Genomic DNA, 26607 nt, shown 5'->3' with positions numbered 1-26607 from the left:
TTACCCCCGCTCGCTTCGACCCTTCCAAGGCTCCCGCAGCCCGTGGACGCACAAAGCCTAGGGGTGCAAATGGCGCACCCGGTGCAAACGGCGCACCCCCCGCAGATGGCGCACCCCCCGCAGATGGCGCACCGGGTGGTGCAAACGGCGCACCAGGGGGTGCAGATGGCGCACCTCTAGGGGTGCAGATGGCGCACCCAAATCATCAGTTGAACCGTAATAGAACCGTCACTGAATCATTGCAGCCAGCTTCGCCGCCTGCCGTGAAGGTCAAGGCTGAGCTGGTGGACGAAAAAGAAACTGCCCTGCAGGCTGCATGCCGGGCCACCTGGAACGCGTACAGCGATGCCTACGAGCGCCGCTACGGCGCCAAGCCCGTGCGCAACCAGTCGGTGAACGCGAAGGTCAAGCAATTCGTGATGCGCATCGGGCATGCCGAATCGCCAGCCGTGGCCGAGTTCTACGTGGACCGCGTGAGCGATTCGTTCGTGGTGCGCAAGGTGCACGACGTGGGCCTGCTGCTGTCGGGCGCCGAGGGCTACCGCACCCAGTGGGCCGCAGGGACCGCCATGACGGGCACCCGGGCCAACCAGATCGACCAATCCCAGTCCAACTTCGACGCAGCGGATGAGGCTATGGCCATCCTGCGTCAACGCCGGGCGGAGGCATCGACATGCTGAACGACAACGATTTGGACTGGCTGATCAAGCAACTGATCGGCACATCCGAGCTGCTGGGCCAGCAGGTGTCGCCAACGGCGGCCGCCATGCTTGCCGACGACCTGTGCTGCTATCCGCGTGAGGTGCTTGCCAAGGCCATGGCCCGCGTGCGCACGGAGCACACCGGCCGCCTGACGCCAAAGGCCATCCTGGACCGCATTGACGAGGTGATGGGCCGGCCCGGCGCCAACGAGGCTTGGGCCATGGCATTGAACGCCCTGGATGAGCGCGCCACGGTGGTGTGGACAAGCGAAATGGCCGAGGCCTGGGGTGTGGCCCGCGATGTGGCGGCCGAGGGCGACTTGGTTGGCGCGCGCATGGCCTTCATCAGCGCCTATGAGCGTCTGGTGCGCACCGCGCGGGATGAGCGCCGCTTGCCCGAGGTCACCGTTTCCGTTGGCTGGGATGGCGAGCTGCGCGGCCAGGCCGTGGAGAAGGCCGTGCAGCTTGGCTACCTGACCAAGGAAAAGGCCGCCGAGCACCTTCCCTCCCTGGGCTTCACCCCGGCATTCAACCCCGTCGCGCTGCTGGCGGGCAAGGTTGAACCCACAGTGGACGCGTCGCCGGATGTGCGCGCCCGGCTGGCTCAGCTGCGTGATGAGTTGGCCAGCGCGCCCGAGCGCCGCCGCCTTGCCCGCGAGCAACAGCTGCGCGCCGAGGAGGAGGACCTGCAGCGCCGCAAGGCTGAAACCCAGCGCCGGGTTGATGAGGCCATGGCGAAAGGGCTTGCAGCATGACCCGCGCCCCCGCACTCCGCAAGCTGCTCGCCGTCGAGCCGCTGTACCGCGACGAGATTTTCGAGGTGATGGGCGGCCAGCGTATTCACGTCCTGCAGGCCATCGATGAACTCAAGCGCTCGGGCGACTTGGACACGCCCGGCGGGCCCAAGCACTTCCGCTGCCGCTACCGGCTGACGCCCAAGGGCCGCGCCCGCGCATTCGGGAGCCCGGCATGACCCAGAAATTGCACTGCGCCCGCTGCGGCCGCGTCACCCTGCACCCCGCTGTGGTCATCGGCGCCCAACCCTTTGGCCGCGTGTGCGCGCGCAAGGCTGGTCTGATCGAACCTAAACGCCGCGCTGCCCGCTTGTTCGATGCAACCAGTCGCGTACAGAGGGACACCCGCACCCTGGATCTTTTCGGAGGTGCCATGTGAGCTACATGCAAGAAGCAAACGCCATCGCCGCAGAACTGCGCGGCCATGCCAAGCCGAAAGCTAAGGGCGTGCGCGGTCCAGCCAAGGAACCGACGGAGAAGGCGCTGGCAGTGCTTGCCTACTGCCGCGAGTTCTTCGCTGAGAACGATCAGCTGCCGCCCATCCACCGCATCAACGATCACTTCGGCTGGAAGTCGCTGAACGCGGCCCAGAACCACATGGACAGCCTTGTGCGTCACCGGCTGCTGGAGCGCAACGCCGTGGGCAAGCTGCGGTTTGCAAGGGGAGGGCGCACCGCGTGACCGTGCTGCACCTTACCCTGCCATGGCCGCCCACGGCCCTGAGCCCAAATACCCGCCAGCACTGGTCCGCGCTCTCGCGCGCCAAGAAGGCATACCGCCACGCCTGCGTAATCACTGCCCGCCAGCAGGGCGCCGCCCGCAGCGACGCCAAGAAGCTGCACGTTTCCCTGGTGTTCGTTCCCCCGACCCGCCGGGCCTACGACCTGGACAACCTGCTCGCGCGCATGAAGTCTGGCCTGGACGGCTTAGCCGACGTGCTGGGGGTGGACGACAAGCACTGGTCCCTGACCATCGCCAAGGCGGATGAGGTGGGCGGCATGGTGCGGGTGGAGGTGGCGCATGGCTGATCTCGCAATCTCCGGCGCCTGGAACGAACCCGTGCAGGCCGGCCAGCACTTCAAGAACGTGGTCGCGCCCTGGTGCAAGTCCATGTGGGCCGCTGGCCACCGGCTGCACGTCGAGGTCCGGCTTCATGAGGACGCAAAGACCGACCGCCAGCGCCGCTACTACCACGGCGTGGTGCTCAAGAGCATCGCCCAGCAGGCCCGGCCCAACGGCCAGCAGTACCCGCTGGCGGTGTGGAAGGAGCACTTCCGCAAGGAGTACCTGGGTTTCAAGACCGTCACGACCAAGAACCCGTTGACGGGGAAGAAGAGCAGGACGCGCCAGCGCGTGAGCACCGAAGACCTGGGCGTGAAGGGATACAGCCAGCTGATTGACCGGGTGAGCGCCTTTGCGGCGACCGAGCTGGGCGTGACGTTCCCCGCCACCTACCAGCAGTGGGAGGGGATGCAGGTGGACCCGGATACGGGGGAAATTGTCGGAGGAATGCAAGGATGAACTTCCCACCCATCGACGCGAGCCAGACCAACATTCTGGAACTACCGGTCAAGGCCCGGCCTACGGCAGAAGAGGGCGCCATGCTGCAGCCCGTCCCATACGACAAGTGCCAGCACACATTCACTTCCTTTGAGGTGGATGTGGACGCAGGGAAGTGCCGGTGCAAGAAGTGCGGCGAGGAAGTGGCTCCCATGTTTGTGCTGGAGCAACTCATGAAGGCTGAAAACCGCTGGATGCGGACCTTGGAGGCCTACCAAGACTCCATGAAGCGGCTGGCCGAGCGCTCGCGCACGAAGTGCGACCACTGCGGAAAGATGACGAGGATCAGCCGATGAAGCGCACCGGCTTCCGCCCCCGCGCACCACGCCGCGAGCAGCGCGACCCAGACCGCGTGCGCGCCATGCCCACGGTCACGCCCGGTGCGTTCCGCGCGCCGCAGCCGGTGGCGGTCACTGTCGCCGCCACTCCGAAGTACACGCCAATCCGCAGCAAAGCCTATCTGCGCCTGGTTGCCCAGCTCCCATGCCTGCACTGCGGCGTCTGGGGCCACAGCCAAGCCGCGCACGCCAATACCGGGAAAGGCATGGGCACCAAGGCCTGCGACCTGCAGACCTTCCCCCTATGTGCCGACCGCCCAGGGCAGCGCGGATGCCACGCCCTTTTCGACCAGGGCGCGCTGTTCAGCAAGGAGGCCCGCCGCCTGATCGAGCCCGCATGGGTTGCCGACACCCAGCGCCGGATTCAGGCCATGGGCGTCTGGCCCAAGGCGGCAGGAGCGGCCGAATGACCTACCAGCCGCCACCCTGCGAAATCTGCGGCGCCTGGACCGAAGTCCTGGAAACCCGCCGCCGCCATACGGGTGCCGTAGCCCGCCGCATCGAGTGCGCGAACCTTCACAGATTCACGGTCTATGAAGGGCTGCCAGTCAAGGACGAGCAGCAGCCCATGGTCACGCCCGTTGAGGCGGCGCCCATTGAAACAACCGTGGCCCGGGCGATCCGCCTGCGGCCAGCGCTGCACACGATTTGGATGAACTGAAAGGGAGAACATGCTGATGCGCGTACAAGAGATAGTCGATTACAACCACGTCCCGGACCACCACAAAGCAATCCACGAGCGTATGGAGAACTGGCGCCGCTGGGTGATCGTGCGGCCGCATGGCTGGCAGACCGCCCCAATGTTCCGCATGTACCAGAGCAAGGCCCGTCAATGGGAGGCCCCGGCGATCCAGAACCCGGTGGACACCCTCGACGCCGTGCTGGTAGAGAAGGCCGTGGCCGCGCTGCCAGAGAAGCAGCGAGACGCCATCCGCTGGAACTATGTGCACGCCGGCAACCCCGTGGCAATGGCCCGCAATCTGGGGGTGAGCAAGCAAGGGCTGGCTGATCTTGTGGATGCGGGCAGGACGATGCTGAAAAATAAACTGCACACCAGTTGCACAACCTGAAAATATATGGCATAGTCGCCGCCATTAGTCAGCATTGGCGTTAGGACTACCCTGCTTGCGCAGGGTGCGGTGCCAGCGCAGATGACACCAAGGATCACATGCTTGAGATAGAAACGGCGGGTGGATGGGAGCGAATCTCATTGCAGGCAGAGGCTGACGACTACTTCAGTGGATCGCCGGTTCATGTCGCTGAAGAACCCACACTGATTGGATTCCAAGCGCTCCGCAGGGTTGGTAGCGCACCAGTTGCATTCAGGTCTGGTGGTTCTGTAGTGCGGTGCACTGCAACGTTTGACGACACGCCGATCTTCGAGCCGGAAAAGATTCCGTACTGCGTATTGCGATTGCAGCGATCCGCATAGATTGACCACCCTTACTAAGCCCGCATAGGTTCACGCCATGCGGGCTTTTTCGTTCGTGGGCCGCAGCGTCACCATCTATGGCTTTTGTCCACTGGCTGCGCGCCCACAACCTACAACTCCCCCGGAAGCTGAACGGGTCTCCTGCGGCTGCCCAGCCGTTATCAGCAGAGTGGCGACGGCAGCAGCCAGCCCGCAAGGGTAGTCCGATGGCGGGCAGAACATGAGGATGGACCATGGAACTGGAATACACCCGCGCCGAGTCTTTCGAAGTGAAGGGCATCCGTTTCACCTGCGTTTCCAAGTGGAACGGCATGGAGGAATGGAAGGACGACCAGGGCCGCAAGATGATCGTTGCACGGCGGTCGGAAGGCGGGCCATTCGCTGAGGCGTTTGCGCACATGTTTGGCGAATCGACTGCGAACAACCTGCCTGGGAAGTTGATCGTGATCTCCGCCGCGCCCGATTTGGTGGCGCTGCTGAAGGCCTGACCGTGGAAATCCTCTCCGTTCGATTCATTGGAAGCGACCGCACCACGCACATCATCACCGAGTGCAAAGAATCGGACACCTGCCCGGGGTGTGGTGCTGGCTATCGCGCCGGATTTGTTGAGTGTGAGTATTGCCGCCGTCCGGTGGCGCTGGAAGGTCGGGGGTTGCCGTGGGGCGTCGAGCACGGAAGTGAATTTGTTATGCCCGCATCTGTGGCGGCATCCCTCGGTGATTACTACCCACGGCTGTACGAAGAGGAATTCGAATCCTCCCTGCAGCGCCTGGCCAAGACGGCCCGCATGGTGCCCCGCGATGACGGCACGACAGGCTTTGAGTTCGGGTAGCCGCGCAACAGATAGTTGAAAGGGTCTTCCATGGGCCGAAAGTCAAAGCTCACGGAACGACAGTGGGAGCAGATCGGAAAACGGCTGCTGGCTGGGGAATCAGGAAGGGCCCTTGCAAAGGAATTCGGGGTGTCCGAGGCCACCATTCGTGGCCGCTTTTCTGCGCAAGTTGCAGAAATAAAAACCGTTGCAAATCAAATAGTTGCGACGGAGCAGGCTTTGAAGGCCCTGCCTATTTCCGCGCAGATTGCTGCGCATAACCTCGCAGACGAACTGATCGCCATCAGCACGCATCTGGCAGGGGCGGGGAAGTTCGGCGCTGCCACGGCGCACAGGCTTTCAGGTATCGCCCACGCCAAGGTGCAGGAGATCGATGACGCTGCGCCGCTGGACGAGGAAAGCATGGAGGCGCTGAAAGGCGTTGCAGTGCTCACCCGCATGGCGAACGAATCCAGCCAGATCGGCATGAACTTGCTGCAGGCCAACAAGGACAGCATCAAGGAGATGAATCAAAAGATGAAGCCGCCGCCGAAGCGTGTGGTGGTGGAAGTCGTGGACGCGAGCGCGCCGGATGCCTAGGCTCAATCAGCCGCAGGCGCAGTTCCTGGGGCTGGACAAGAAGTTCAAAGCCCTGGTCGCCGGGTTCGGCTCTGGAAAGACATGGACCGGATGCGCCGACCTGTGCAAGTTCGCTTGGGAGTGGCCTGGCGTGAACGCAGGCTACTTCGCGCCGACCTACCCGATGATCCGGGACATCTTCTATCCGACCATGGAAGAGGTGGCCGACGACTGGGGCCTCGAAGTGGACATCCACGAGAGCAACAAGGAAGTCCACGTTTACAGCGGCGGCGAGTACCGCAGCACCATCATCTGCCGCTCCATGGAGAAGCCCGGCAGCATCGTGGGTTTCAAGATCGGCAAGGCGCTGATTGACGAGCTGGACGTGATGCCGATCCTCAAGGCCGAGCAGGCATGGCGCAAGATCATTGCCCGCATGCGCTACAACGTGGACGGGCTGCGCAACGATGTGAGTGTGACGACGACGCCCGAGGGTTTCAAGTTCGTCTATCAGCAGTTTGTGAAGCAGCTGCGTGACAAGCCCGCACTGCAGGAGATGTACGGCCTGGTGCAGGCCAGCACCTACCAGAACGCGAAGAACCTGCCAGCCGACTACATCCCGTCACTGCTGGCGAGCTACCCCCCGCAGCTGATCAGTGCCTACATTCGCGGCCAGTTCGTGAACTTGGCCAGCGGGAACGTGTACCCCAACTTCGACCGGAAGCTGAACCACACGCCGGAGAAGATCAAGGACAAAGAGGCGCTGCACATCGGCCTGGACTTCAACGTGCTCAACATGACGGCGGTGGTCAGCGTGATCCGCGCCGACCTGCCGCTGACGCTGGAAGAACTGACCAAGGTGCGGGACACGCCGACCATGGCCCGCATGCTCAAAGAGCGGTATGTGGACAAGGGCCACCCTGTGGTGGTCTACCCGGACGCCAGCGGCGGCAACACCAGCAGCAAGAACGCCAGCGAGTCGGATCTGACCATCCTCAAGCAGGCAGGTCTGCAGATCAGCGTGAACGCGACGAACCCAGCCGTGAAGGACCGCGTGAACGCCGTTGACGCCATGACCCTGAACGCCGACGGCGTGCGGCGCTGGAAGATCAACACGGACGCCTGCCCGGCGCTCACTGAGGCGCTGGAGCAGCAGGCATGGGGCACGAACGGCGAGCCCGACAAGACAACGGGGCATGACCACCCGAACGACGCGGTTGGCTACTTCCTGGTGAAGCGCTGGCCGATTGTGAAGCGGACGGTTTCGGTGGCGCCCCTGCGCGTGTGAAAGAAGACATGGCCCAAAAAGTACAGAACCAATCCAGCGAAGTGCAGGCACTGGCCCAAAACTGGCCCATTGCCGAAGCCCTGCTGGGCGGAACTGCGGCCATGCGCAAGGCGGGAACCACATTCCTGCCCAAGTGGCCCGGTGAGGAAAAGGAGAGCTACGAAGCCCGCCTGGCCACGGCGACCCTGTTCCCCGCCTTTGGCCGCACTCTGGGCGTGATGTCCGGTAAGCCATTCAGCAAGCAGATCACGCTGGGTGAAGACACCCAGGACAAGATCAAGGCCTGGTGCGAAGACGTTGACCTGCAGGGCAACAGCCTGCACACCTTCGCCGCGATGATGATGGACGAGGCCCTGGGCTTCGGCCTGGCTGGCATCCTGGTGGACTACCCTCGCGTGTCGGGTGCCCGCACGCTGGCCGATGAGCGCGCAATTGGCGCCCGCCCTTACATGGTGGCGATCCGTCACAGCCAGATCCTGGGCTGGAAGGCTCAGCGCAGCAACGGTGCCACGGTGCTGACCCAGCTGCGGCTGGCCGAGACCAAGGAAGAAGACGACGGCGAATTCGGCATCAAGCATGAGCCGCGTGTGCGCGTGCTCACGCCGGGCGCCTGGGCGGTGTACATGCCCGGGGCGAAGGCTGAGGATGACTGGGTGCTGGAAGAGCAGGGCGCCACAACGCTGCAGGCCATCCCGTTCGCTCCGGTTTACGGCCGCAAGCGCGGGTTCATGGATGGCGTGTCTCCGCTGCTGGATCTGGCCTACCTGAACGTCAAGCACTGGCAGAGCCAGAGCGACCAGGACACCATTCTGCACGTCGCCAGGGTGCCCATTCTGGCGCTGATCGGTGGCGAAGACCCTGGTATGGACGGCACTGGAGGAACCCAACTCACGGTCGGAGCATCCGCTGCGGTGCGGCTGCCGAAGGATGGTGACCTCAAGTTCGTGGAGCACACGGGCGCAGCCATTGAGGCCGGCGCCAAGTCGCTGGAAGCGCTGGAAGACCAGATGATCCAGACCGGCGCCGAGTTGCTGGTGCAGAAGCCCGGCCAGCGTAGCGCCACGGAGGCGAGCAACGACGCCGAGGCCAACAAGTCGGAGCTGCAGCGCATCACCGAGGGGTTCGAGGACTCGCTCGACCAGGCCCTGCAGTTCATGGCGGCCTGGGTGAATGAGAAGCAAGGCGGTCATGCCAGCCTGTTCAAGGACTTCGGCGCGGCCACGCTGACCGAGGCCGGCGCTCAGTTGGTGATCTCCATGCAGCAGGCTGGGTACATCACGAAGGCCACGGCCATCAAGGAACTGCAGCGGCGCGGCATGCTGGCTGCTGACATCGAAGCCGTGATGGAGCTTGAAGCCGTGCAGGAGGAAGGCCCGGCCCTGGGCACTGTCGGGGCGGTCTGATGGATTCGGTCAACGACCTGCTGCAGTCCGAAGCGATCCGCCACCAAGTGGCGCTGCAGGGGCTGAGCAACAACGTGGTGGCGCGGATCATTGCCGTGCTCAACAGCAGCGACAAGCGCATCTTTGCGGAACTGGCAGACCGGCTGGAGCGCATGGACGCCACCAGCTTTTCCATTGAGCGGTTGGAATCCATGCTCACCAGCGTGCGCAGCATGAACACCCAGGCATTCGCCGAAGTGGAGCGCGAGCTGACGCAGACGTTGCGGGAATTCGTTGCCTATGAGGCGGCGTACCAGAATCAGGTGCTGGTGGCCCATGTGCCCGTCGTGGTGCAGGTGGCCAGCGTGGCGCCCGAGGCTGTGTACGCGGCGGCTATGGCCCGTCCGTTCCAGGGCGTGATGCTGCGCGAGGTGTGGAAGGAGCTGGACGCCAAGAAGATGCGCCAGGTGCGCCAGGCCATCGCCAGCGGGTTTGTTGAAGGCAAGACCACCGACCAGATCATCCGGGAGCTGCGCGGCACCAGGGCCAAGGGGTTTGCAGACGGCCTGATCGAGGTGACGCGCAGGGATGCCGAAGCGGTGACCCGCACGGCGCTGGGACACATGGCGCGGTTCGCCCAGGACATGACGGTAGAGGCGAACACCGACCTGATCAAGGCGCTGGTGTGGTCATCGACCATCGACCTGCGGACCTCGCCACCGTGCCGGGCCCGTGACGGCAAGCAGTACACGACGGCGCACAAGCCCATTGGGCACGCGCTGCCATGGCTGGGCGGCCCAGGTGCGTTGCATTGGCGATGCCGCAGCCATGCGACCTACGTGCTGAAAAGCCACCGCGAGCTGGGCATTGATGTGCCGGAGGTTGTGGTGGTGGGCAAGACCCGGGCGAGCATGGATGGGCAGGTGCCGGCGGAGACGACTTACGCCGAGTGGCTGAAAAAGCAATCTTCGGCGCGGCAGATTGAGGTGCTTGGGCCAACACGGGCGCGGCTGATGAGCGAAGGCAACTTGCCGCTGGAGCGGATGTATTCTCAGAACGGGCGGTATCTGACGCTGGACCAGCTCAGGGAGAAGGACGCGGAGGCGTTCAAGCGGGCAGGAATATGATGCGCGGGTGCCAGAACTCCGCATAGTCCCACCCACTGAACCCGACGCCAAGCAGGCCGCCATCGAGCGCGTCAAGGCCATGAGGCGGGCGCCGGGCATGCTGCAGTGCTCGAAGTGCGGAGGCCGCGACACGATGACGGTGGTCACTGGCTCCTACATCGGCCAGGACGGCAAGATCAAGCGCGGGACGGTGACGGCGGATAAGGTTTGCTACCACTGCGACAAAAAGGGAATCCTCAGCTTCATGGTGCAAGACCCGCCGAAGCTGGTGCAGGAGCCGAAGCCCAGGCGGACGAAGCCAAGGAGTGTGAAGTGAAGTTCCGAGAAATGAAGCCTCTTCTGCGGAGAGGTCGAAACGGGTGGTCCTGTTTTGGCCTCGGCATCGAAGGCAACGGCGCAACTCCTCGCGGCGCTTACATGGACTGGTTGAGCGAAGCTTGCTTGCCGCCATACATTTGAATTCAGGTCGCAAGACCACCCCAACAACCCGCCCAGGCGCAAGTCTCGGCGGGTTTTTCATTGCCCGAAACGCGGATGCGAAGTAGGGCGCACCGGGCCGGATGGCTCATTCGCACGTAGGTGGAAGCCTGCGAGAAAGCAACCAAACCATGCCATTCAAGTACGACGCCGAGGGCAACCTCGTCACCCAGGAAGTAAACGGCAAGAAGCTCCCCGTGTTCATCAATGCGGAATCGCGCGAATCGCCGTTCGACGCAGACGGCACCGTGGCCACGATCAGCCGTCTGAACGGTGAGGCAAAGAGCCACCGTGAGCGCGCAGAGGCCGCTGAGACCGCTTTGAAGCCATTCAAGGACGCCGGGATCGAAGACCCAGCAGCGGCCGTCAAGGCTTTGAACACGGTCAAGAACCTGAACGACAAGAACCTGATCGACGCTGGTGAAGTTGACAAGATCAAGCAGGCAGCCATTGATTCGGTGAAGAAGGAATACGAGCCGTTCGTTGCCAAGTCCAAAGACCTGGAGACGCAGCTCTACAGCGAAAAGATCGGCGGCGCATTTGCACGCTCGAAGTTCATCACCGACAAGGTGGCCATTCCCGCAGACATGGTGCAGGCCGCTTTCGGCAGCCGGTTCAAGATTGTGGACGGCAAGACCGTGGCCCTCGATGCCAACGGCCAACAGATTTTCAGCCGCGTGAAGCATGGCGAGCCCGCTGATTTTGAGGAAGCCCTCGAAATCATGATCGACCAATACCCCAACCGGGATTCCATCCTGAAGGGCACTGGCGCATCGGGCAGCGGTGCGCAAGGCGGTGGTGGCAGTGGCGGTAAACGCACTGTCACTCGCACCCAGTTCGACGCGATGCCGCCAGATCAGCAGCGCGCCGTTTCACTCGAAGCAGGCAAGGGCACGGCAGTCATTGTTGACTGACCACCACTGCAGCTTTGAGTTTTCAGCCGATACCCGGATGGGGATCGGAGTACGGGCCGGATAGCCCATTCGTTCGTTTCCTCCCCAACCGGGCCGCCTTGAGCGGCCTTTTTCATTTGAAAGACCAACCATGAAAACCATCCTCTCCAAGGCCCGCTTCGGCGTCCTCGCTCTGGTGGCGTTGATCGCTGCCATTCTCCCCATGGCGACTGTTGCCGCTGCTGCGGCGCGTGTGTTCGAGTTCACGCATGGCTGGGTCACCCAGGCGCGCCAGAACTTTGCCCTGGGTGCGAACACGCTCACCAGCCTGATCCCGACCATCTACGAGGCGCTCGACGTGGTGTCTCGCGAAATGGTCGGCTTCATTCCAGCCGTAACGCGCAACTCCAGCGCCGAACGCGCTGCCCAGAACCAGTCCATCCTGGTGCCAATCACTCCGACCACGACCCTGGCCGACAACACGCCCGCTGTCACGGCGCCCAACACCGGCGACCAGACCATCGGCAATGTGTCCATGACGATCAGCAAGTCGAAGCACGCTCCCATTCGCTGGAATGGTGAAGAGCAGCGCGGCCTGCTCAACGCTGGGTCGTATGCCGGCATTCTGCGCGGTCAGTTCGAGCAGGCGTTCCGAGCCATCACCAACGAAATCGAGTCCGACCTGTGGCTGGCCGCGTACAAGAACGCGTCCCGCGCCTACGGCACCGCTGGCACCGCCCCATTCGGCACTGCTGGCGACCTGAGCGACTTCGCTGGTGTGCTGCGCATCCTGGAAGACAACGGCGCGCCCAAGAGCGACCTGCAACTGGTGCTCGGCTCGGCCGCCATGTCCAACCTGCGCGGCAAGCAGAGCGTGCTGTTCAAGGTCAACGAGGCTGGATCGAGCGACATGCTGCGCAACGGCATGACCGACCGCGTGCAGAGCTTCGCGCTGCGCAATTCGTCCGCTATCGGCGTGCACACCAAGGGCACGGGCGCCAGCTACGTGACTTCGGGCAGCACCGCTGTCGGCGCGAAGGACATCGCGCTGATCACCGGCTCCGGCACCGTCCTGGCTGGTGATGTGGTGACCTTCGCCGCTGACTCTGCCAACAAGTACGTGGTCGGCACGGGTGTGGCTGCTCCCGGCACGATCAGCCTGAACGATAACGGCGCCCGCGTGGTGATCCCAACGTCCAACGCGCTTACCGTGGGCAATAACTACACCCCGAACGTGGCGTTCGCCCGCTCGGCAATGCAGCTGATTACTCGCGCGCCTGCGCTGCCTGTCGGCCCCGATGGCCGCGCCATGGACATGGCCGACGACGTGATGATGGTGACCGACCCGGTTTCCGGCATCACCTTCGAGATCGCCGTCTACCGCCAGTTCATGCAACTGACGTACCACGTTCGCCTGGCCTGGGGCACTGCCGCAGTCAAGGACGAACACATCGCCACGCTGATCGGCTAAGGCGCCGCTGGGGGCTTCGGCCCCCGGCTCCTTTCCTGCGAACCGGAGAAACACATGTCCGATATCGAACTGATCCCTGTCGCCAAGGGCGGCGAGTACCTCGAAGTCCACCCTTCCACGCTGGCCGACCACCAGCGCCTGGGCTGGGCGCCGTGCGCGCGCCAAGAGCCTGCCGACGAGCCCGACGGCGCCAAGAAGGCCCCCACGGTGCCCGAGATCAAGGCCACCCTTGACGCCGCTGGCGTCACGGTGCCCGACGGCGCCAAGAAGGCCGACTTGGTTGCCTTGCTGGCCGCCTTTGAGCGTTCCGGCCTGTCCGGCACCGAGTGGAACAACCTGGCGGAAGAAGACCGCGCAAACCGCGTCTCCTACTGATCCATGTCCCTGATCGTCGCCCCCACCGCTGGCGCGGAGTCCTATATCTCCGTCGCCAACGCCGACGCCTACCACGCAGCCCGTGGCAATTCCGCCTGGGCGCTCCTGACACCCGATGCCAAGGAGCAAGCCCTGCGCAAGGCCACCGACTACATGGGCCGGTACTCTGGCCGCTGGAAGGGTGAGCGCTTGAACGCTGGGCAGGTGCTTGACTGGCCCCGCGCTGGCGTGGTGGTGGACGGCTACGAGATCAACTGGGAGACGGTCCCGGCGGCCATCGCCAACGCCTGCGCACTGCTGGCGCTGAAGGCATCGGCTGGCGATATTGCCCCCGACCTGGGGCCGCAGAAGCAGAGCGTGAAGGTTGGGCCCATTGAAACCACCTACGCGGCCGGCACGCGGCAGGCTACGCGGTATCAGTCTGCCGAAACCCTGCTGGCGCCGTATCTGCTGGGCAGTGCCGGGCAGGTGAGGGTGGTGCGGGCATGAACAAAACACAGCACCCTTCGAACAACGCAGTCCTGGGCGCGCCCAAGGGCTGGGACCAGAACGAGTTGCCCTGCGGTGCCTTGCCCATCACGCGCACTGTGTGCGACGGCGTGGCGGCTGTAGTGAGCTACTGGACGCCAACGGCCGAGGAACTGGCCGCCCTGAACGCTGGCCGACCCGTCGCCCTGTGGGTGGTGGGCAGCACGATGCCGCCTGTGGCGCTGACGGTGGACGCATGAAGACCAAATGGCTTAATCGCCGTGTAGCCGCCCCCGGGCCGTTCCTCTGCCTGGTGCTGAGCCAGGAAGAGTGCGACGCCGCCATGAAGGCCTGCAAGCTGCCAGCGACACCTTACCTTGCATCACCGCGCGCAGACGCCACGACGCACCTGCTGACCAACAGCAAGGGCGAGTCGGTCGCCATCGTGGCTCTGGGCGAAACACTGGGCCGCTCCAGCATCGAAATCGCGGGCCTTCTGGTTCATGAGGCTGTGCACGTCTGGCAAGAGCACTGCGCGAACATCGGCGAGCGACGCTGCGGCTCGGAGCAGGAGGCCTACGGCATTCAGGGCATCGCCCAGACGTTGCTGGAAGAGTACGCCCGGAGGATCGCATGACCTTCTACGCCGAAATGGCCCAGTTGGCCGACGAGATCCTGCGCGAGTTCGGCGCCGCTGGCACGGTCAGCTACAAGACCCGCAGCGGTGAGTACGACCCGGACCTGGGCGATTACCCAGAAGTCGAGGTGACGCAGGCTTGCACCGCCGCCGTGTTCCCAGTTGACCAGAAGCTGGTGGATGGCACAACGGTGCTGGTCACCGACGAGCAGGCGTACCTGTCCGCCGTCGGCCTGAGCATCCCGGAGCCCACCCACGTCCTGACGCTGGGCGGCGTGGCGTTCACCGTCATCCGCGCGAAGAACCTGGCCCCGGCCGGCACGTCTGTGCTGGTGGAACTGATCGTTCGGAGGTAGTCGTGAGCCTCGAAAAAGCCATTCAACGCGGCAAGGAGCACCGCAAGGGCTACGCCGAGCGCGGCAAGCCCGGGCGCTTCGATGCCACCTGCCGGCCGCATGGCGGCGGAAGGCCAGCGATGGCCTGCACCTACTGCGAGCGCAACCGCCTGTTTCGCCATCTGCGCCGTGTGGATGCGCTGGCTGCAACTCAGGAAGGCTGGGACGACTGAATGGGATTCGCTGCCAACCTGAACAAGCTCTGCGAGCGCGCTGGCGACAAGGCCGCCCTGGTGGTGCGCCGCGCCGCGCTGGAGCTGCAGAGCGGAATGATCGAGCGCAGCCCAGTGGACACAGGCCGGTTCAAGGGGAACTGGCAGTGCGGTATCGGCAGCCTGAACGCCGCCACCAACAGCGCCGCAGATTCGAGCGGGCAGGGCGCCCTGGGCCGCACAGCAACCACGCTGCAGGGCTGGACGCCGGGCCAGACCATCGTGCTGAGCAATTCGCTGCCCTACGCCAAGCGCCTGGAAAACGGCTGGTCGCAGCAAGCTCCGAGCGGAATGGTGCGTCTTACCGTGCAGGCCTACAGCGACGCCGTTAAGAAGGCCGTGGAGAGCATCAAGTGACCCTCGCCGAAATCGAAGCCGCGCTGGAAGAGCGCCTGCTGGCAATCACGCCAGGAATCGCCACTGCGTTCGAGAACAAGACTTTTACGCCCGTGGCCGGCACGGAGTACCAGCGCATCAACCACCTGACGAACGCCCCAGTCGATCACGCCGTCACGCTGGACGTGACCGAGGACCGGGGAATCCTGCAGGTGTCGCTGTTCTACCCACTGGACAAGGGTCGGGTTCCTGCGAAGTCGCGGGCCCAGTTGATCCGCGACCAGTTCAAACCTCCCCTGACGCTCACCAAGGGAACAGGGAAGGTCGAGATCCTGAAGACGCCAAGCATCGGCAGCGGGTTCCCCGACGGGGACCGCTACATGGTGCCGGTGTCCATCTACTGGCGCGCCTTCAGTTAGGCCGCCAGCCCAGCAACAGAGCCCGCCGCGTGCGGGCTTTTTTGTGCCCGCAAGGGCTTCACAGCACCCCGCACGGCGAAGGCCCTGCGGGTTTTTTTATGCCCCTTGCGGGCGTTGAAACACGAAAGGCCCACCATGTCGGCATTCCTCCCTGACGGCGCAACCGTCGCCCTCGCAACCGCTTACGGCTCTGCCAAGACGGTTTCTGCCATCACCAACGCTAACCCCGGTGTGATCACTGCCGCCGCCCATGGCATGGCCAACGGCGCGTTCTACGAACTGACCTCTGGCTGGCAGAAGGTCAATGGCCGCGTGTTCAAGGCTGCCAACGTGGCCACGAACGCTGTGGACCTGACCGGCATTGACACGACCGACACAACCCGGTTCCCCGCTGGCTCCGGCACCGGCAGCCTGCGTGAGATCACGGCGTTCACCCAGATCGCGCAGATCCTGGAATTCACCACCAACGGCGGCGACCAGCAGTTCTCTAACTTCTCCTTCCTGGAAGAAGACTTCGAGCGTCAGCTGCCCACCGTGACCAGCGCTCAGTCGATCCAGATTGGCATTGCGGACGACCCGACGCTGGCTGGGTACATCGCCCTGAAGTCTGCCGGGGAAGCCCGCGCCATCCGTGCGCTGAAGGTCACTCTGCCGAATGGCTCCGTGCTGCTCTACAACGGCTACGTGTCGTTCAACGAGACGCCAACCCTGACCAAGGGCAGCGTGATGCAAGTCCGCGCAACGATCTCGCTCCAAGGTCGCCCCACCCGCTACTAAGCGGCATCCATCCACGGCCATACGGCCAACCCAGCACCGACGCATCCCGGTTCGTTCCTTCGCAGGGACGGCCGGGGTGCGCACGGGCTCATACCACCCTGCGAAGAAAGTAATTCACCATGGCTACCAAACTCGTCATCGGCAAGTCTGCCCCCAAGTCGTTCCCCATGAATGTCGAAGTGCCGACGCCTCACGGTCCCCGTGAGATCAACTTCGAAGCCAAGTACATGCTCTCTACGGAATGGGCGAAGCTGCGCGAGGACCATGCTGAAGGCATCAGCAAGGTCACCAAGGAAATGTTCGATGCTGCCAAGGTCGAAGCAACGCGCGCCTACACCATCGCCTCGCAGAATGCCCCCAAGGTAGCCACCACTGAGGCAGAGCGCGAAAAGGAAATCCTGGCGCTGATGAAGCCCATCAAAGACAGCGAATTTGAGTCGATGAGGGCGAAGTTCGCTGGTGAACTGATCTTCAAGATCATGACAGGCTGGGACCTTGACGCCCCCCTCTCAGTGGCCAGCCTCACCGAGATGTGCGATCAGTACCCCGGTTCTGCCGAATCGGTGTTCAAGGCGTACAACGAGGCACGCGAGGGCACCCGCGCAAAAAACTGAGTGACATCGGGCGGGCCATCTACGAAAAACCGCCCGATGCCAAGAAGCTGGCGGTCTGGGGGCTGAAGCCCTCGGACTACCCAGACAAGATCGTAGAAATCTGGCCTGAGCACGTTGATGCCTACCGGTCTTTCGTGGCCGTGTCCACGCAATGGCGGGTAGGTGGCATGGGTGGTGCGCCAGGATTGGACTACCAGGCCGTCTTCTCCACGCTGGCCAGCATGCATCGCGGCAAGTCGGATGCAGAGCGTGACGCCATCTTTGCAGACTTGCAGCTGATCGAGCGCGCAGCGCTGGATGAGATGAACCGGAAGGACTGATTCGCTACCATGTGGGCTTCTACATGGAGGGGATATGGTCAGGTACTGGGTTGTGGCCGCTGCGTTTGTCGCATTGGTGGCAGGGTTTTTGTTGCTGGCCAACGGACGGATTCAGGAGCGAGACGCAGCGCGCGCAGATGTTGCTCGCGATGAGCCTGTTCGACTCACGCAGGATCAGCAAGACCAGTTCATCGAGATCATCCGATCCCGAGGACTCTTTTGCGCCAAGGTGATTGAGGCTAGGAAGCGACAAGCTCAGACTTACTACGTTGAATGCGAGACGCATCCAGACAAACTTGAGCGCAAGGCATACACCTTAGACCTTGCCACCAACCGAGCCAGATAGGGCTCGCACCCACATCAAGCCACCTTCGGGTGGCTTCTTCATTTCAAGGCTCACGCTTCGCAGCGTGGGCCTTTTTCTTTGGGCGCATGCATGAGCAATGAGATCGAAAGCATCGGCCTTGGGATGGACACATCCGGGGTTGAGAGGGGAATTAAGGCCCTCGATGTGCTCGCCGGGAAGGGTGCGCCTGTTGAAAAAGCGATGGCCGGCATCGAAGGCGCCGCTGATCGCACTGGAAAAAGCCTCAAATCTCTTGGTGATGGGGCCGCCAAGGGAATCGATGATTTGGCGAAGCGCGCGCCGTCGGCGGCGTCAGGCCTGAAGAAAGTTGATGAGAGCGCGGACTCTGCAGCCAAGAGTGTGAAGAGCCTCGGTGGCGCAGGCTCCTCCGGTTTGGATGCGTTGAGCAAAGCCGCATCTGTGGCCGCTACAGGAATGCGCAGCATCAGCACTGCTTCAATGGCTGCCGACAAGGGCATTCGCAGTCTCTCTGCCGCCGCCAATGAGGTGACTGCTGCCATCCGGGCAGAAGCTGCGGCACTCACAGGCTTGCAGTCTGGGGTAGCGGCGTTGAGCGCCGCCAATGCAGCGGCCGCGAAAAGCGCCCAAGAGTTGGCAATCTCGCTTCAGGCTGCTTCGGAGCAAGGCGCAAAGGTCAAGAAGGCGACAGGGGCTAGCGCGGAAGCATTTGTTGGTCTGGGTGGGGCCGCGAAGTACGCAGGTGCAGCACTTGCGGCCATTGGCATCGGCACGACGGTAGGCGACCTGGTCAAGATGGCCGACGCGAGTACAAACGTCGCCTCCAGGCTGTCTCTGGTCACCACGTCAGCAGCAGAGCTCGCGCAGGTGCAGCGCCGATTGTTCGACATCGCGCAATCCTCCCGCGTGTCGTTTGTTGACCTGGCTGGGACTTACGCACAGATTGCACGGTCAACCAAGGAGTTGGGTGTCTCCCAGTCCTCTCTATTGGGCATCATCAAGACAGTCAGCCAGGCTGTAACCATCAGTGGAGGATCCGCGCAGTCTGCACAGGCGGCGCTGGTGCAGTTGTCTCAAGGCTTCGCAGCAGGGGCTTTGCGTGGCGAAGAGCTGAACTCTGTCATGGAGCAAACGCCAAGGCTGGCTCAGGCTATCGCAGATGGCCTCGGAGTAGGCATTGGGAAGCTCCGCGAAATGGGGCAAGCGGGCGAACTGACGGCAGAAAAGGTACTCGGCGCTCTGGAGAAATCAGCCGCCAAGGTGGAAGCTGAATTCGGCAAGATGGCTGTCACCGTTGAGCAGGCCTCTACTCAAGCCGCGAACAGCGTGTTGCGTTTGGTAGGCGCGTTCGACAAGCTGTCGGGAGCGACCTCGTTCATTTCTGGGTTCATCACCAAGCTGTCCCAGGGCATCGACTTCCTGTCGAAAGACGTCGAAAAGCTCGGCAGCCAAGGGCCGCTGCGCGATGCCGCCCGCGAGGTGATCAACTTGGATGCCGCTGCGCACCGGCTGCGCACTGGTATGCAAAGCGGGGTGCTTGGCCCAAATGCTCAGGCTGAGCTCGACAGGATCAATGTCAGGCTGGAGGAAGCGAAGCGGCGATTCAACGAGTTGAACGCGGCTACGGGTGGCACCAATCCCCGTGACCAGACTGGATTCCCAACGCGCACACAGTCCTATGCCGCTGAAGCAAATCGGCTTGCTGCCGTCCAGGCGGCAATGGGCAAGGTCGTAAACGGCCTCTCTGGCGTCAAGGACGATTTCTACAAGGACTTGAACTCCCTGTACGCCGGGTACAAAAACGGCCTGATCGGGCTGACCGACTACCAGAAACAGGTCGCCAAGCTGATCAAAGACAGCGGCACCGCCAAGCCAGACGCGGGAGCAAACGCGGCCCTGAACGACTCTCTGGCCGCCCAGCTCCAGGCCTACAAGAACACCGACAAAGCCATCCTGGACAGCCGCAAGGCCTTCTTCGACGCGCAGGCCCTGCTGGTGAAGCTGGGCGGCAAGTCGGAGTTGGACGCCATCGACGAGAGCCTAGCCAAGGAGGAAGAGGTATGGGCCAAGCGCAAGGCCAACTTCGAAGCCGAACTGGCCCAGGCTGCCAAAAAGAAGACTTCGCAAGCTGAAGTTGCGCGCATCACCGGCCAGCTGCAGGACGCCGAGCGCGACTACGAGCAGAACGTGGCGAAGCTGCGCGCCGAATCTGCGCTCGCTGACGCCAAGGCGCTGGATGCGCTGGAAGCCAAGGTGGCTGGCCAGGAGAAGGCCGCCCGCGCTGCCGTGGAGCAGGTGCGCCTGGCTGGTGTTGAGGGGCAGGCCATCGGCCTCACGGGAGACGCCCTGCGGGCGTTCAACAAGGAACAGCTGGAAAACAGCATCCCCCTGGCGCTGAAGATGCAAGCCGCATGGGCAGACCAGGCCGGAGCGCTGGGTGACTTGGGGCGCGCCGCGCGCGATCAGATCCAGGCCATGCGCGACCTTGCTAAGGCGCAGGGTGAAAACCGTGCTGCCCAGATGGTGTACGAATACACCAAGGGAATCGACGAAGCCAATCGCCTGCTGCAGGCAGAAATTGGTTTCATGGGCATGTCTGAGCAGGCGCGCACGACCGCGCTGGAGCAACTGCGCATTCAGTTGGATCTGGAAGAGCGCATTCGGCAGGTCAAGGCCAACGTGTCTGATGTTGACAAGCAGGCGGCTGACATCGCAAAGCTGCAGGCTGGAGCGTCCATCGCAAAGGCCAACGCCGCGAACAAAGCTTTCCTGGACGAGTGGAAGTCCTCTGTCGGCAAATACGACGACATCTTCCGCCAGGGCTTCGCCGACATGCTCAACAACGGCAAAGACGGCTGGAAGTCCTTCACCAAGAGCCTCGCCACCACGTTCAAGACCACGGTCGCGGACCAGATTTACAAGATGTTCGCCCAGCCATTCGTGGTGAACATTGTTGGCAACATGCTCGGCCTGTTGGGTGGTGGCGCTACCGCAGCCGTCGGCGGCGCTGCTGCGGCCGCCTCCGGTGGCTCTGCCTTGAGCACGGTGGGCGGCATCGGATCTGCCATCTCCGCAGGCACCAGCGCCTTCGGCATCGGTGCCAGCTACGGCTTTCAGAGTCTGTTTGCCAATGGCCTCACGGGCACGCTTGCGGCTGGCGGCCAGATGATCGGCGCGGGCTCCATCGCAAGCGGGCTGGGCACCATTGCGGGCGCACTCGGCCCCATCGCCCTGGGTGTGGGCGCACTGATGGCGATTGCCAAAGCTACCAAGGGCGAAACCCGCACTGGCGGCCAGTTCGGTGTGGCCTTCGACGGCTCGGTGACCAACCAGCGCCGAGGCCAGACCTACACCATCGAGGGCCAGCAGTTCGACCGCGACTTCACGAACGGGCTGCAGACTGCGCTGAAGGATGGCATTGCCTACCGCCTGGAAGGCGACCCCGTAGCGCAAGAGTCGGCCATCCGCGAGGCGGTGGCGGGCACGGCCAGCGGCATCAATGGGTTCCTCAAGGCCCTGGGCAGCACCGCAACGCTCACCGGCTTCTCTGCTGGCCTGGAAACCTCGGGCAAGGGCCGTGGCGGCGTGTTCGCTGGCGGCCTGCTGTCCACCGGCCAAGGGTTCGGCGAATCCGGCAAGGGCGACAACTACGCCGGGACTCTCTACGAGGCCTTCAGCACCAACTCGCCAGACTTTAAGACCGCGCTGGAGAATTTCACGTTGGACCTGAAGCAGGCCACCATTCAGGCGCTGCAGACGGTTTCCGACATCCCGCAAGCTGTGCAAAAGCTGCTCAAGGGCGTGGACGCCGAAGGCCTGACCGAGGACGCCGCCAACAAGCTGCTGGAGACCATCAACGCCCAGATCGTGGGTGTGAACCAGTTCAAAGACGCTCTGAAGGGTATGGGCCTGGACACGCTGGCGGCCCTGAGCTTCGACGCGGCTGCAGGGCTGGCCGAAGTGTCGGGCGGGTTCGACAAGCTGCTGGGTAACCTGCAGACCTACTACACCAACTTCTTCACGGGCGAAGAGCAGCGGGCCAACCTGCAGCGCTCGCTGGCGCAGCAGCTTTCCACCTTGGGCCTGCAGCTGCCCGACATCAACGCCAGCAATGCCCGCGACCAGTTCCGGGCCCTGGTGTCGGCCGCCGAGAAGGACATGAGCGAGGCGGGCCGCAAGACCTACGCCACCCTGCTGTCGCTGTCCGGCGCCTTCGCGTCAATCACCGAAGCTGCGGCAACCACCACGCAGACCCTGGAGCAGCAGCGCCAGGCGTACTACGGCGCCCTGCAGGACGCGGTGTCGGCCCGCAACAAGTCCTTGCAGAACCAGCTGAGCGCTGCGCAGGAGGTAGCCAGCGCTCTGGGCGATGTTTTCGACACCCTGCGCAGCAATGTGCGGGAGCTGTACGGAGAGGTTGACGGCACGCGCGGCATGCTGGCCGCCCAAGGTAACTCTTTCATCGACCAGGCGCTGGCCACGGCCAAGGCCTCGGGCTACCTGCCCGACCCGGAGAAGCTGGCCGAGGCCATCTCGGCAGCCCGTGGCGGCCTGGACGGTGGCACGTACACCACCCAGTTCGCGGCCGACCGCGATCGCCTGGTGTTGGCTGGCAAGCTGTCCGGGCTGCAGGAGATCGCGGACAAGCAGCTCACCGACGCCCAGAAGACCGTGCGCGCGCTCGAAACGCAGATCGACCAGAACGAGCAGACGCTGGACTACTGGAAGCAGCAGATCGACATTGCCAGCGGCACCTACCATGGCATCCTGAGCGTGGAGTCCGCAATCCAGCAGCTCAGCGGCTTCTTGGGCGGCACCGGCAGCACTCGCCCCACCGCCGCCACTGGCAGCCTGGGCGGCGATATTTCCGGCCCCGCCTACCGCGACCGGGGCACTGTGGCGCGCGCTGAGTACGGCGCAGATGTGGCCCTGTCAAGTTTCGACAAGTTCAAGGCCTGGTATCAAGGCCTGGCCACCAACGCCAACGTGGGCGCGCTGCAAAGCGCAGGCTACCAGGTGCCCGACTGGATGCGCGTGGGCGGCATGGCCGGTGACAGCACCGACAAGGAGCTGTTCGGGTCGTACCTGTACTTCAAGAACAACCCGCAGTTCGCCAAGGACTTCGAGCAGGTCATGACCACCGGCCGCTCCAGCCTGCCCACCGATGGCAGCACCCTGGTGCGCAGCGACCTGTCGAAGATGCCTGCTGACGTTGCCGCCTACTTCCAGAGCGACCGCAACAGCCTGCTGAGCTATGAGAGCTTCGGCCTTGACCCAGTACTGGCCTACAAGCTCTACAAGGACGGCCCCGAGCAGTTCGGCCTGAACCTCTCGCGCGAGAACTTCACCGAGTGGCTGCGCACCCACAAGTGGACCGAAGGCGGCGTGGTTTCGTCCAACAACACACTGGACACGGCCAAGGGCTACGCGGGCTACAACCTCGCGCGCTACGACACCGGCACCGGCAACATCGTCAACCTGGACGGCTCCATCTACTCGCCAGACGGCAAGTACCTGGGCATGGCCGGGCGCGACCTGATGGCCAGCGTGTATGGCTCGGCCTTCCTGGGAACCTCGGGCGGCAGCTATGGCGACGCAACGCGCTCGGCGCTCTACAACAGCCAAGTGCAGGGCGGGGCGACCGAGGCGGACTACTACGGCGCCATCAAGAGCAATCTTGACGCGGCCATTGCGGGCGGTATGTCGGCGCAGGGCATTGCCGACGCCATCACGCAGACCGGCGCCTCCCTGTCCGACGTGGCTGCAGCCTACGGTATCAGCGTGGCGCAGCTGGAGGAAAACCTCCGCGCAGGCGGCGCCACCAACATCCCCAAGTTCGACATCGGCACCAACTACGTCCCCCGCGACATGCTGGCCTACATCCATGAGGGTGAGGCCGTGGTGCCCAAGGCCTACAACCCGGCGGCGGGCGGTGGCGGGGCAGGCGGGAATGCCGAGCTGGTGGCCGAGGTGCGCGCGCTGCGTGAGCAGAACGCAACCATGGCCGCGCGCCTGGAAGGCATCGAGAAGAACACCCAACTGATGCCTCAGATGGGGCGCCAGTTCGACCAGTACAGCAATAGCGGCCAATTCAGCCGCCAGAAGGTCGTCGCATGAACATCCTTCTTCCAAAAACCATCACCACCGCCATGTTCGGCGCCGGGACCAACATCCCGGCCGTGGACACGGTCATCGTCCCGAATGAAGTGGAGTGGGCCTCTGGCGGATCGTTTGCAGATGGAACACGCCGCACATGGAAGGGCTACTGGTACGAGGCCGTGCAGGCCATGACCACCGGACCAACCAACGCCATCGAGCCGGGCACGGCCGCCGCCGAGGGCTACTGGCTGAAGGACGAAGGCGCCCCCACCAACCGCATGGCGCCCTTCGACAAGTACCTGTTCACCAAAGCCCGGCGCGCTGGCTCCATCGTCTACGAGCTGACGCCTGGGTTCGTCAACGGCGCGGCGATCTACGAGATTGAGGGGGACAACCTCGAAATCACCGTCAAGGACGGCGCCACCGATCTGATCACCCCGATTGACATCGAGCTGTGGGAGCAGGCGCCAGGCCTCTGGGAGTATCTGTTTGGCGAACTTGAGCGCGGCACGTACTACGCACTCAAGGACATCCCGATCAACCCCAACGCCAAGATCACGATCACCATCAGCCGCAACAACCCGGCGATTGAAGCCGCTGTCGGCTTCATCAGCGTGGGCAACTGGAAAACGCTGCTCGCGCCACTCACGCAGGCCAGCGGCGTGCAGTACGGGGTCGAAGCCACCACGCGGGACTACTCGTACAGCCAGGAATACAAGGACGGCACGTACATCGACGTTGAGGGGCGCAAGGCCACCGACATCAACCTGTCCTGCGTCATCGACGCTGCAGAAGCGCCCTCCGCGAAGTTGCTGCTGGAACAGATCCTGGGCAAGGCCGTCGCCATCGAGGTGAGCGAGCTTCCCAAGTATTCCCACCTCGCCACGGTGGGCAAAGTCACCGGCTCCGTCCGGTCCGTCAACTGGCCCACCGCTCAGGTGGACCTGCAAATCAAAGGCAACGTATGACCAGTCCTGTCGCGCCAGATGCGGCGCCGTCCGTGCCGGAGTTCCCGGCGCTTGGCGATTCTTCGTTCAACAGCAAGGCCTACACCTGGGGCACCTGGCTGCCAACTTTGGTGACTTGGATAACCAACGTGGTGGCCGATGCATACCAGAACGCGCTGAGCGCCTTCGAGAGCGCCACCGCATCGGCCGCCAGCGCAGCCGCATCAGAGGCCTCGGCAGTCACATCCATGGCGGGCTCCAACTTCAAGGGGGATTGGGCCGGACTGACAGGAGTGCTGAACAAGCCGGCATCTGTCGCTTACGCAGGGCGCGTCTGGCTGCTGCTCGACAACCTGGCCGACGTCACGGCTGCAGTTCCCGGCGTATCCGCCAGCTGGCTGGCGTTCGACATCCTGCTGCCCGTCATCCCCGTCACCACCGCCTATGCCGAGCTGGTCTCTGGCAAGGAGTACTCCGTGCTCTACACCGGCGGCCAGGTCACGCTCAAGATGCCGCCGCCTGGCATCGGCGCTGCGGTGGTCATCGGCGTGGCCAACAAGCGCAGCGACCTCGTGCTGCTGCACAACGGCGGCCTCTTTATGGATGAGCTGGCGCTGGACGACTACACGCTGGTGGACCCCGGCCGCTACGCGGCGAGGCACGACGGCGTTTCTTGGAGGGGATTGGCATGATTTACAGCACCAAATATTCGGGCGGCGTGGCCCTTGGCACCATCGTGCATGGCTACGGCCTGGCCGAGCCTAACTACGTGGCCTGCGACGGCCGCCCCCTGGCCCGCGCCACCTACCCGCGCCTGTCCACCCTGTTCCCCATCGGCAGGCTCACGGGCACCGTGCGCACGCTGGCGGTAAGCCCACCTCTGTTCCAGCTGGCAGCCAGCCCCAATTACTTTGTGGCAAGCACCACCAGCGGCCTGTCCACCACGGCCATCCAGTATTCGGCCGATGGCGCGGCCTGGTCGCAAGCTTCCGTCGTCACGCCATCCATGACAGTCAACAGCCTGATCTTTGCAGGCTCGCGCTGGGTGGCGTCTGGTGCATCGGGTGGTGCGCTGGCGGTGACCACGGGCGACAACCCCAACTCCACCTGGGCTGCTACCACGGGCGGCGTGACTGGGGGTGTCAGTCGCTACGGCCTGGCCTACAGTGCCGCGCTCGGCCGCGTGATTTCTCTCACCACGGGCAGCACCACGGCCCTGCAGGCACTGGACAACGGCTCCACCACGCTGGTGGCCAAGACTGCGCCCACTGCCAAGACCCGTGTTGGCATCTGCGAAACGGGGGAGAAGTTCATCATCTTGAACACCGACGGCACGATCACTACATCGTCAGACGCTGCTTCCTCGGTCTGGGTGGATGCGCCTCTGCCCGAGGTGGCAGCGGGCACAGGTGGTATTGCAAGCAACAAGTTGGGCGCTGTCGTGATTTCTGGCGTGCCCTCTGGTCTGCTGGCGAGCACGGACCATGGCGTGACGTTCGTGAGAGTTGCCATTCCCGGTGTTCCGGCCTCCAGCTCTTGGCAGGTGCAGCATTCTGGCGACCGGTTCTTTGTGCCCACCGCACTGGGCGTGGCCATGTCCCTCGATGGCAAAGCCTGGTTCCTTGAGCCGCAGCTGCTGCAGGCGCGCATCGAGGCATCGGTGTTCGCCAAGAAGGGCACGACGTTTATGCAGATCCAGGCGTCTGCCACGGCGTATTCGTTCACCGAGTCTGCCACCCACTTCAATGCGCCGTTGATCCAGGCCTACGCGCCCGTGGCCTCTGGCAACCCCATCCCGCTGGGCTACAGCTTCATCAAGGCATCGTGATC

Annotated in this window: 34 protein-coding genes; all 34 read left to right on the top strand. The window is 63.7% G+C overall.

Annotation, left to right across the window (positions count from 1 at the left end):
- Nucleotides 1–263 precede the first annotated feature (263 nt).
- The 34 genes from DBV10_RS23025 (at nucleotide 264) to DBV10_RS03930 (ending at nucleotide 26605) form a co-directional block, all read left to right on the top strand.
- Entirely contained in the window at nucleotides 264–680 is a 417-nt protein-coding gene (locus DBV10_RS23025; protein WP_233589800.1) for a hypothetical protein, read from the top strand.
- The gene (locus DBV10_RS04090) at nucleotides 674–1456 is read left to right on the top strand and encodes a hypothetical protein (protein WP_124510889.1); all 783 of its coding nucleotides are present in this window, start codon (nucleotides 674–676) and stop codon (nucleotides 1454–1456) included. The genes DBV10_RS23025 and DBV10_RS04090 overlap by 7 nt, the downstream gene beginning before the upstream one ends.
- Nucleotides 1453–1674, top strand: coding sequence for a hypothetical protein (locus DBV10_RS04085; RefSeq protein ID WP_124510887.1), 222 nt, complete (start codon nucleotides 1453–1455; stop codon nucleotides 1672–1674). Before DBV10_RS04090 ends, DBV10_RS04085 begins: the two co-directional genes overlap by 4 nt.
- Before the next feature lie 196 nt (nucleotides 1675–1870).
- Nucleotides 1871–2176 (top strand): hypothetical protein, encoded by a 306-nt coding sequence (locus DBV10_RS04080; RefSeq protein ID WP_124510885.1) that lies wholly within the window; start codon nucleotides 1871–1873, stop codon nucleotides 2174–2176.
- Complete coding sequence (locus DBV10_RS04075) at nucleotides 2173–2523, top strand: endonuclease (RefSeq protein WP_199740032.1); 351 nt, start codon at nucleotides 2173–2175, stop codon at nucleotides 2521–2523. Before DBV10_RS04080 ends, DBV10_RS04075 begins: the two co-directional genes overlap by 4 nt.
- Complete coding sequence (locus tag DBV10_RS04070) at nucleotides 2516–3016, top strand: hypothetical protein (RefSeq protein ID WP_124510883.1); 501 nt, start codon at nucleotides 2516–2518, stop codon at nucleotides 3014–3016. The genes DBV10_RS04075 and DBV10_RS04070 overlap by 8 nt, the downstream gene beginning before the upstream one ends.
- Nucleotides 3013–3351 (top strand): hypothetical protein, encoded by a 339-nt coding sequence (locus DBV10_RS04065; RefSeq protein WP_124510881.1) that lies wholly within the window; start codon nucleotides 3013–3015, stop codon nucleotides 3349–3351. The genes DBV10_RS04070 and DBV10_RS04065 overlap by 4 nt, the downstream gene beginning before the upstream one ends.
- Complete coding sequence (locus tag DBV10_RS04060; protein ID WP_124510879.1) at nucleotides 3348–3803, top strand: DUF968 domain-containing protein; 456 nt, start codon at nucleotides 3348–3350, stop codon at nucleotides 3801–3803. The genes DBV10_RS04065 and DBV10_RS04060 overlap by 4 nt, the downstream gene beginning before the upstream one ends.
- Nucleotides 3800–4054, top strand: a complete 255-nt coding sequence (locus DBV10_RS04055; protein WP_124510877.1) for a hypothetical protein — start codon at nucleotides 3800–3802, stop codon at nucleotides 4052–4054. The genes DBV10_RS04060 and DBV10_RS04055 overlap by 4 nt, the downstream gene beginning before the upstream one ends.
- A gap of 10 nt (nucleotides 4055–4064) precedes the next feature.
- The gene (locus DBV10_RS04050) at nucleotides 4065–4463 is read left to right on the top strand and encodes a hypothetical protein (RefSeq protein ID WP_124510875.1); all 399 of its coding nucleotides are present in this window, start codon (nucleotides 4065–4067) and stop codon (nucleotides 4461–4463) included.
- Between the two features lie 595 nt (nucleotides 4464–5058).
- Nucleotides 5059–5313 (top strand): hypothetical protein, encoded by a 255-nt coding sequence (locus DBV10_RS04045; RefSeq protein WP_124510873.1) that lies wholly within the window; start codon nucleotides 5059–5061, stop codon nucleotides 5311–5313.
- A gap of 2 nt (nucleotides 5314–5315) precedes the next feature.
- Nucleotides 5316–5657: a hypothetical protein gene (locus DBV10_RS04040; protein ID WP_124510871.1), complete on the top strand. Its 342-nt coding sequence runs from the start codon at nucleotides 5316–5318 to the stop codon at nucleotides 5655–5657.
- A gap of 30 nt (nucleotides 5658–5687) precedes the next feature.
- Nucleotides 5688–6236, top strand: coding sequence for a helix-turn-helix domain-containing protein (locus tag DBV10_RS04035; protein ID WP_124510869.1), 549 nt, complete (start codon nucleotides 5688–5690; stop codon nucleotides 6234–6236).
- A complete protein-coding gene (locus tag DBV10_RS04030; RefSeq protein ID WP_124510867.1) occupies nucleotides 6229–7503 on the top strand; it encodes a terminase large subunit domain-containing protein in 1275 nt (424 codons plus the stop codon). Before DBV10_RS04035 ends, DBV10_RS04030 begins: the two co-directional genes overlap by 8 nt.
- A gap of 8 nt (nucleotides 7504–7511) precedes the next feature.
- The gene (locus DBV10_RS04025; protein ID WP_124510865.1) at nucleotides 7512–8906 is read left to right on the top strand and encodes a DUF4055 domain-containing protein; all 1395 of its coding nucleotides are present in this window, start codon (nucleotides 7512–7514) and stop codon (nucleotides 8904–8906) included.
- Nucleotides 8906–10012, top strand: coding sequence for a phage minor head protein (locus DBV10_RS04020; protein WP_124510863.1), 1107 nt, complete (start codon nucleotides 8906–8908; stop codon nucleotides 10010–10012). Before DBV10_RS04025 ends, DBV10_RS04020 begins: the two co-directional genes overlap by 1 nt.
- 7 nt (nucleotides 10013–10019) lie before the next feature.
- On the top strand, nucleotides 10020–10328 hold the full coding sequence (locus DBV10_RS04015; RefSeq protein WP_124510861.1) for a hypothetical protein: 309 nt from the start codon (nucleotides 10020–10022) through the stop codon (nucleotides 10326–10328).
- Nucleotides 10329–10620: 292 nt separating this feature from the next.
- The gene (locus tag DBV10_RS04010; RefSeq protein WP_124510859.1) at nucleotides 10621–11403 is read left to right on the top strand and encodes a DUF6651 domain-containing protein; all 783 of its coding nucleotides are present in this window, start codon (nucleotides 10621–10623) and stop codon (nucleotides 11401–11403) included.
- Nucleotides 11404–11533: 130 nt separating this feature from the next.
- Nucleotides 11534–12853, top strand: coding sequence for a P22 phage major capsid protein family protein (locus DBV10_RS04005; protein WP_124510857.1), 1320 nt, complete (start codon nucleotides 11534–11536; stop codon nucleotides 12851–12853).
- 54 nt (nucleotides 12854–12907) lie between these two features.
- On the top strand, nucleotides 12908–13228 hold the full coding sequence (locus DBV10_RS04000) for a HeH/LEM domain-containing protein (protein WP_124510855.1): 321 nt from the start codon (nucleotides 12908–12910) through the stop codon (nucleotides 13226–13228).
- A gap of 3 nt (nucleotides 13229–13231) precedes the next feature.
- The gene (locus DBV10_RS03995; protein ID WP_124510853.1) at nucleotides 13232–13717 is read left to right on the top strand and encodes a DnaT-like ssDNA-binding protein; all 486 of its coding nucleotides are present in this window, start codon (nucleotides 13232–13234) and stop codon (nucleotides 13715–13717) included.
- The gene (locus DBV10_RS03990; protein ID WP_124510851.1) at nucleotides 13714–13956 is read left to right on the top strand and encodes a hypothetical protein; all 243 of its coding nucleotides are present in this window, start codon (nucleotides 13714–13716) and stop codon (nucleotides 13954–13956) included. The genes DBV10_RS03995 and DBV10_RS03990 overlap by 4 nt, the downstream gene beginning before the upstream one ends.
- On the top strand, nucleotides 13953–14333 hold the full coding sequence (locus DBV10_RS03985) for a hypothetical protein (RefSeq protein WP_124510849.1): 381 nt from the start codon (nucleotides 13953–13955) through the stop codon (nucleotides 14331–14333). The genes DBV10_RS03990 and DBV10_RS03985 overlap by 4 nt, the downstream gene beginning before the upstream one ends.
- Nucleotides 14330–14689 (top strand): hypothetical protein, encoded by a 360-nt coding sequence (locus DBV10_RS03980; protein ID WP_124510847.1) that lies wholly within the window; start codon nucleotides 14330–14332, stop codon nucleotides 14687–14689. The genes DBV10_RS03985 and DBV10_RS03980 overlap by 4 nt, the downstream gene beginning before the upstream one ends.
- 2 nt (nucleotides 14690–14691) lie before the next feature.
- A complete protein-coding gene (locus DBV10_RS03975) occupies nucleotides 14692–14901 on the top strand; it encodes a hypothetical protein (protein ID WP_124510845.1) in 210 nt (69 codons plus the stop codon).
- Nucleotides 14902–15297: an HK97 gp10 family phage protein gene (locus DBV10_RS03970; RefSeq protein ID WP_124510843.1), complete on the top strand. Its 396-nt coding sequence runs from the start codon at nucleotides 14902–14904 to the stop codon at nucleotides 15295–15297.
- A complete protein-coding gene (locus tag DBV10_RS03965) occupies nucleotides 15294–15695 on the top strand; it encodes a phage tail terminator-like protein (RefSeq protein WP_124510841.1) in 402 nt (133 codons plus the stop codon). The genes DBV10_RS03970 and DBV10_RS03965 overlap by 4 nt, the downstream gene beginning before the upstream one ends.
- A gap of 135 nt (nucleotides 15696–15830) precedes the next feature.
- Nucleotides 15831–16472, top strand: a complete 642-nt coding sequence (locus DBV10_RS03960; RefSeq protein WP_124510839.1) for a phage tail protein — start codon at nucleotides 15831–15833, stop codon at nucleotides 16470–16472.
- 119 nt (nucleotides 16473–16591) lie between these two features.
- Entirely contained in the window at nucleotides 16592–17086 is a 495-nt protein-coding gene (locus DBV10_RS03955) for a phage tail assembly chaperone (protein WP_124510837.1), read from the top strand.
- The gene (locus DBV10_RS03950) at nucleotides 17005–17406 is read left to right on the top strand and encodes a DUF1799 domain-containing protein (RefSeq protein WP_124510835.1); all 402 of its coding nucleotides are present in this window, start codon (nucleotides 17005–17007) and stop codon (nucleotides 17404–17406) included. The genes DBV10_RS03955 and DBV10_RS03950 overlap by 82 nt, the downstream gene beginning before the upstream one ends.
- Before the next feature lie 436 nt (nucleotides 17407–17842).
- On the top strand, nucleotides 17843–23848 hold the full coding sequence (locus DBV10_RS03945) for a tape measure protein (RefSeq protein WP_124510833.1): 6006 nt from the start codon (nucleotides 17843–17845) through the stop codon (nucleotides 23846–23848).
- Complete coding sequence (locus DBV10_RS03940; protein WP_124510831.1) at nucleotides 23845–24798, top strand: hypothetical protein; 954 nt, start codon at nucleotides 23845–23847, stop codon at nucleotides 24796–24798. Before DBV10_RS03945 ends, DBV10_RS03940 begins: the two co-directional genes overlap by 4 nt.
- The gene (locus tag DBV10_RS03935; protein WP_124510829.1) at nucleotides 24795–25469 is read left to right on the top strand and encodes a hypothetical protein; all 675 of its coding nucleotides are present in this window, start codon (nucleotides 24795–24797) and stop codon (nucleotides 25467–25469) included. Before DBV10_RS03940 ends, DBV10_RS03935 begins: the two co-directional genes overlap by 4 nt.
- Complete coding sequence (locus tag DBV10_RS03930; RefSeq protein WP_124510827.1) at nucleotides 25466–26605, top strand: hypothetical protein; 1140 nt, start codon at nucleotides 25466–25468, stop codon at nucleotides 26603–26605. Before DBV10_RS03935 ends, DBV10_RS03930 begins: the two co-directional genes overlap by 4 nt.
- The last annotated feature ends 2 nt before the right edge of the window (nucleotides 26606–26607 follow it).

Source organism: Acidovorax sp. FJL06, assembly GCF_003852545.1.
Lineage (GTDB): Bacteria > Pseudomonadota > Gammaproteobacteria > Burkholderiales > Burkholderiaceae_C > Acidovorax.
The sequence above is the reverse complement of the archived record's forward strand: the minus strand, read 5'-3'. Positions and strand labels throughout refer to the sequence as shown.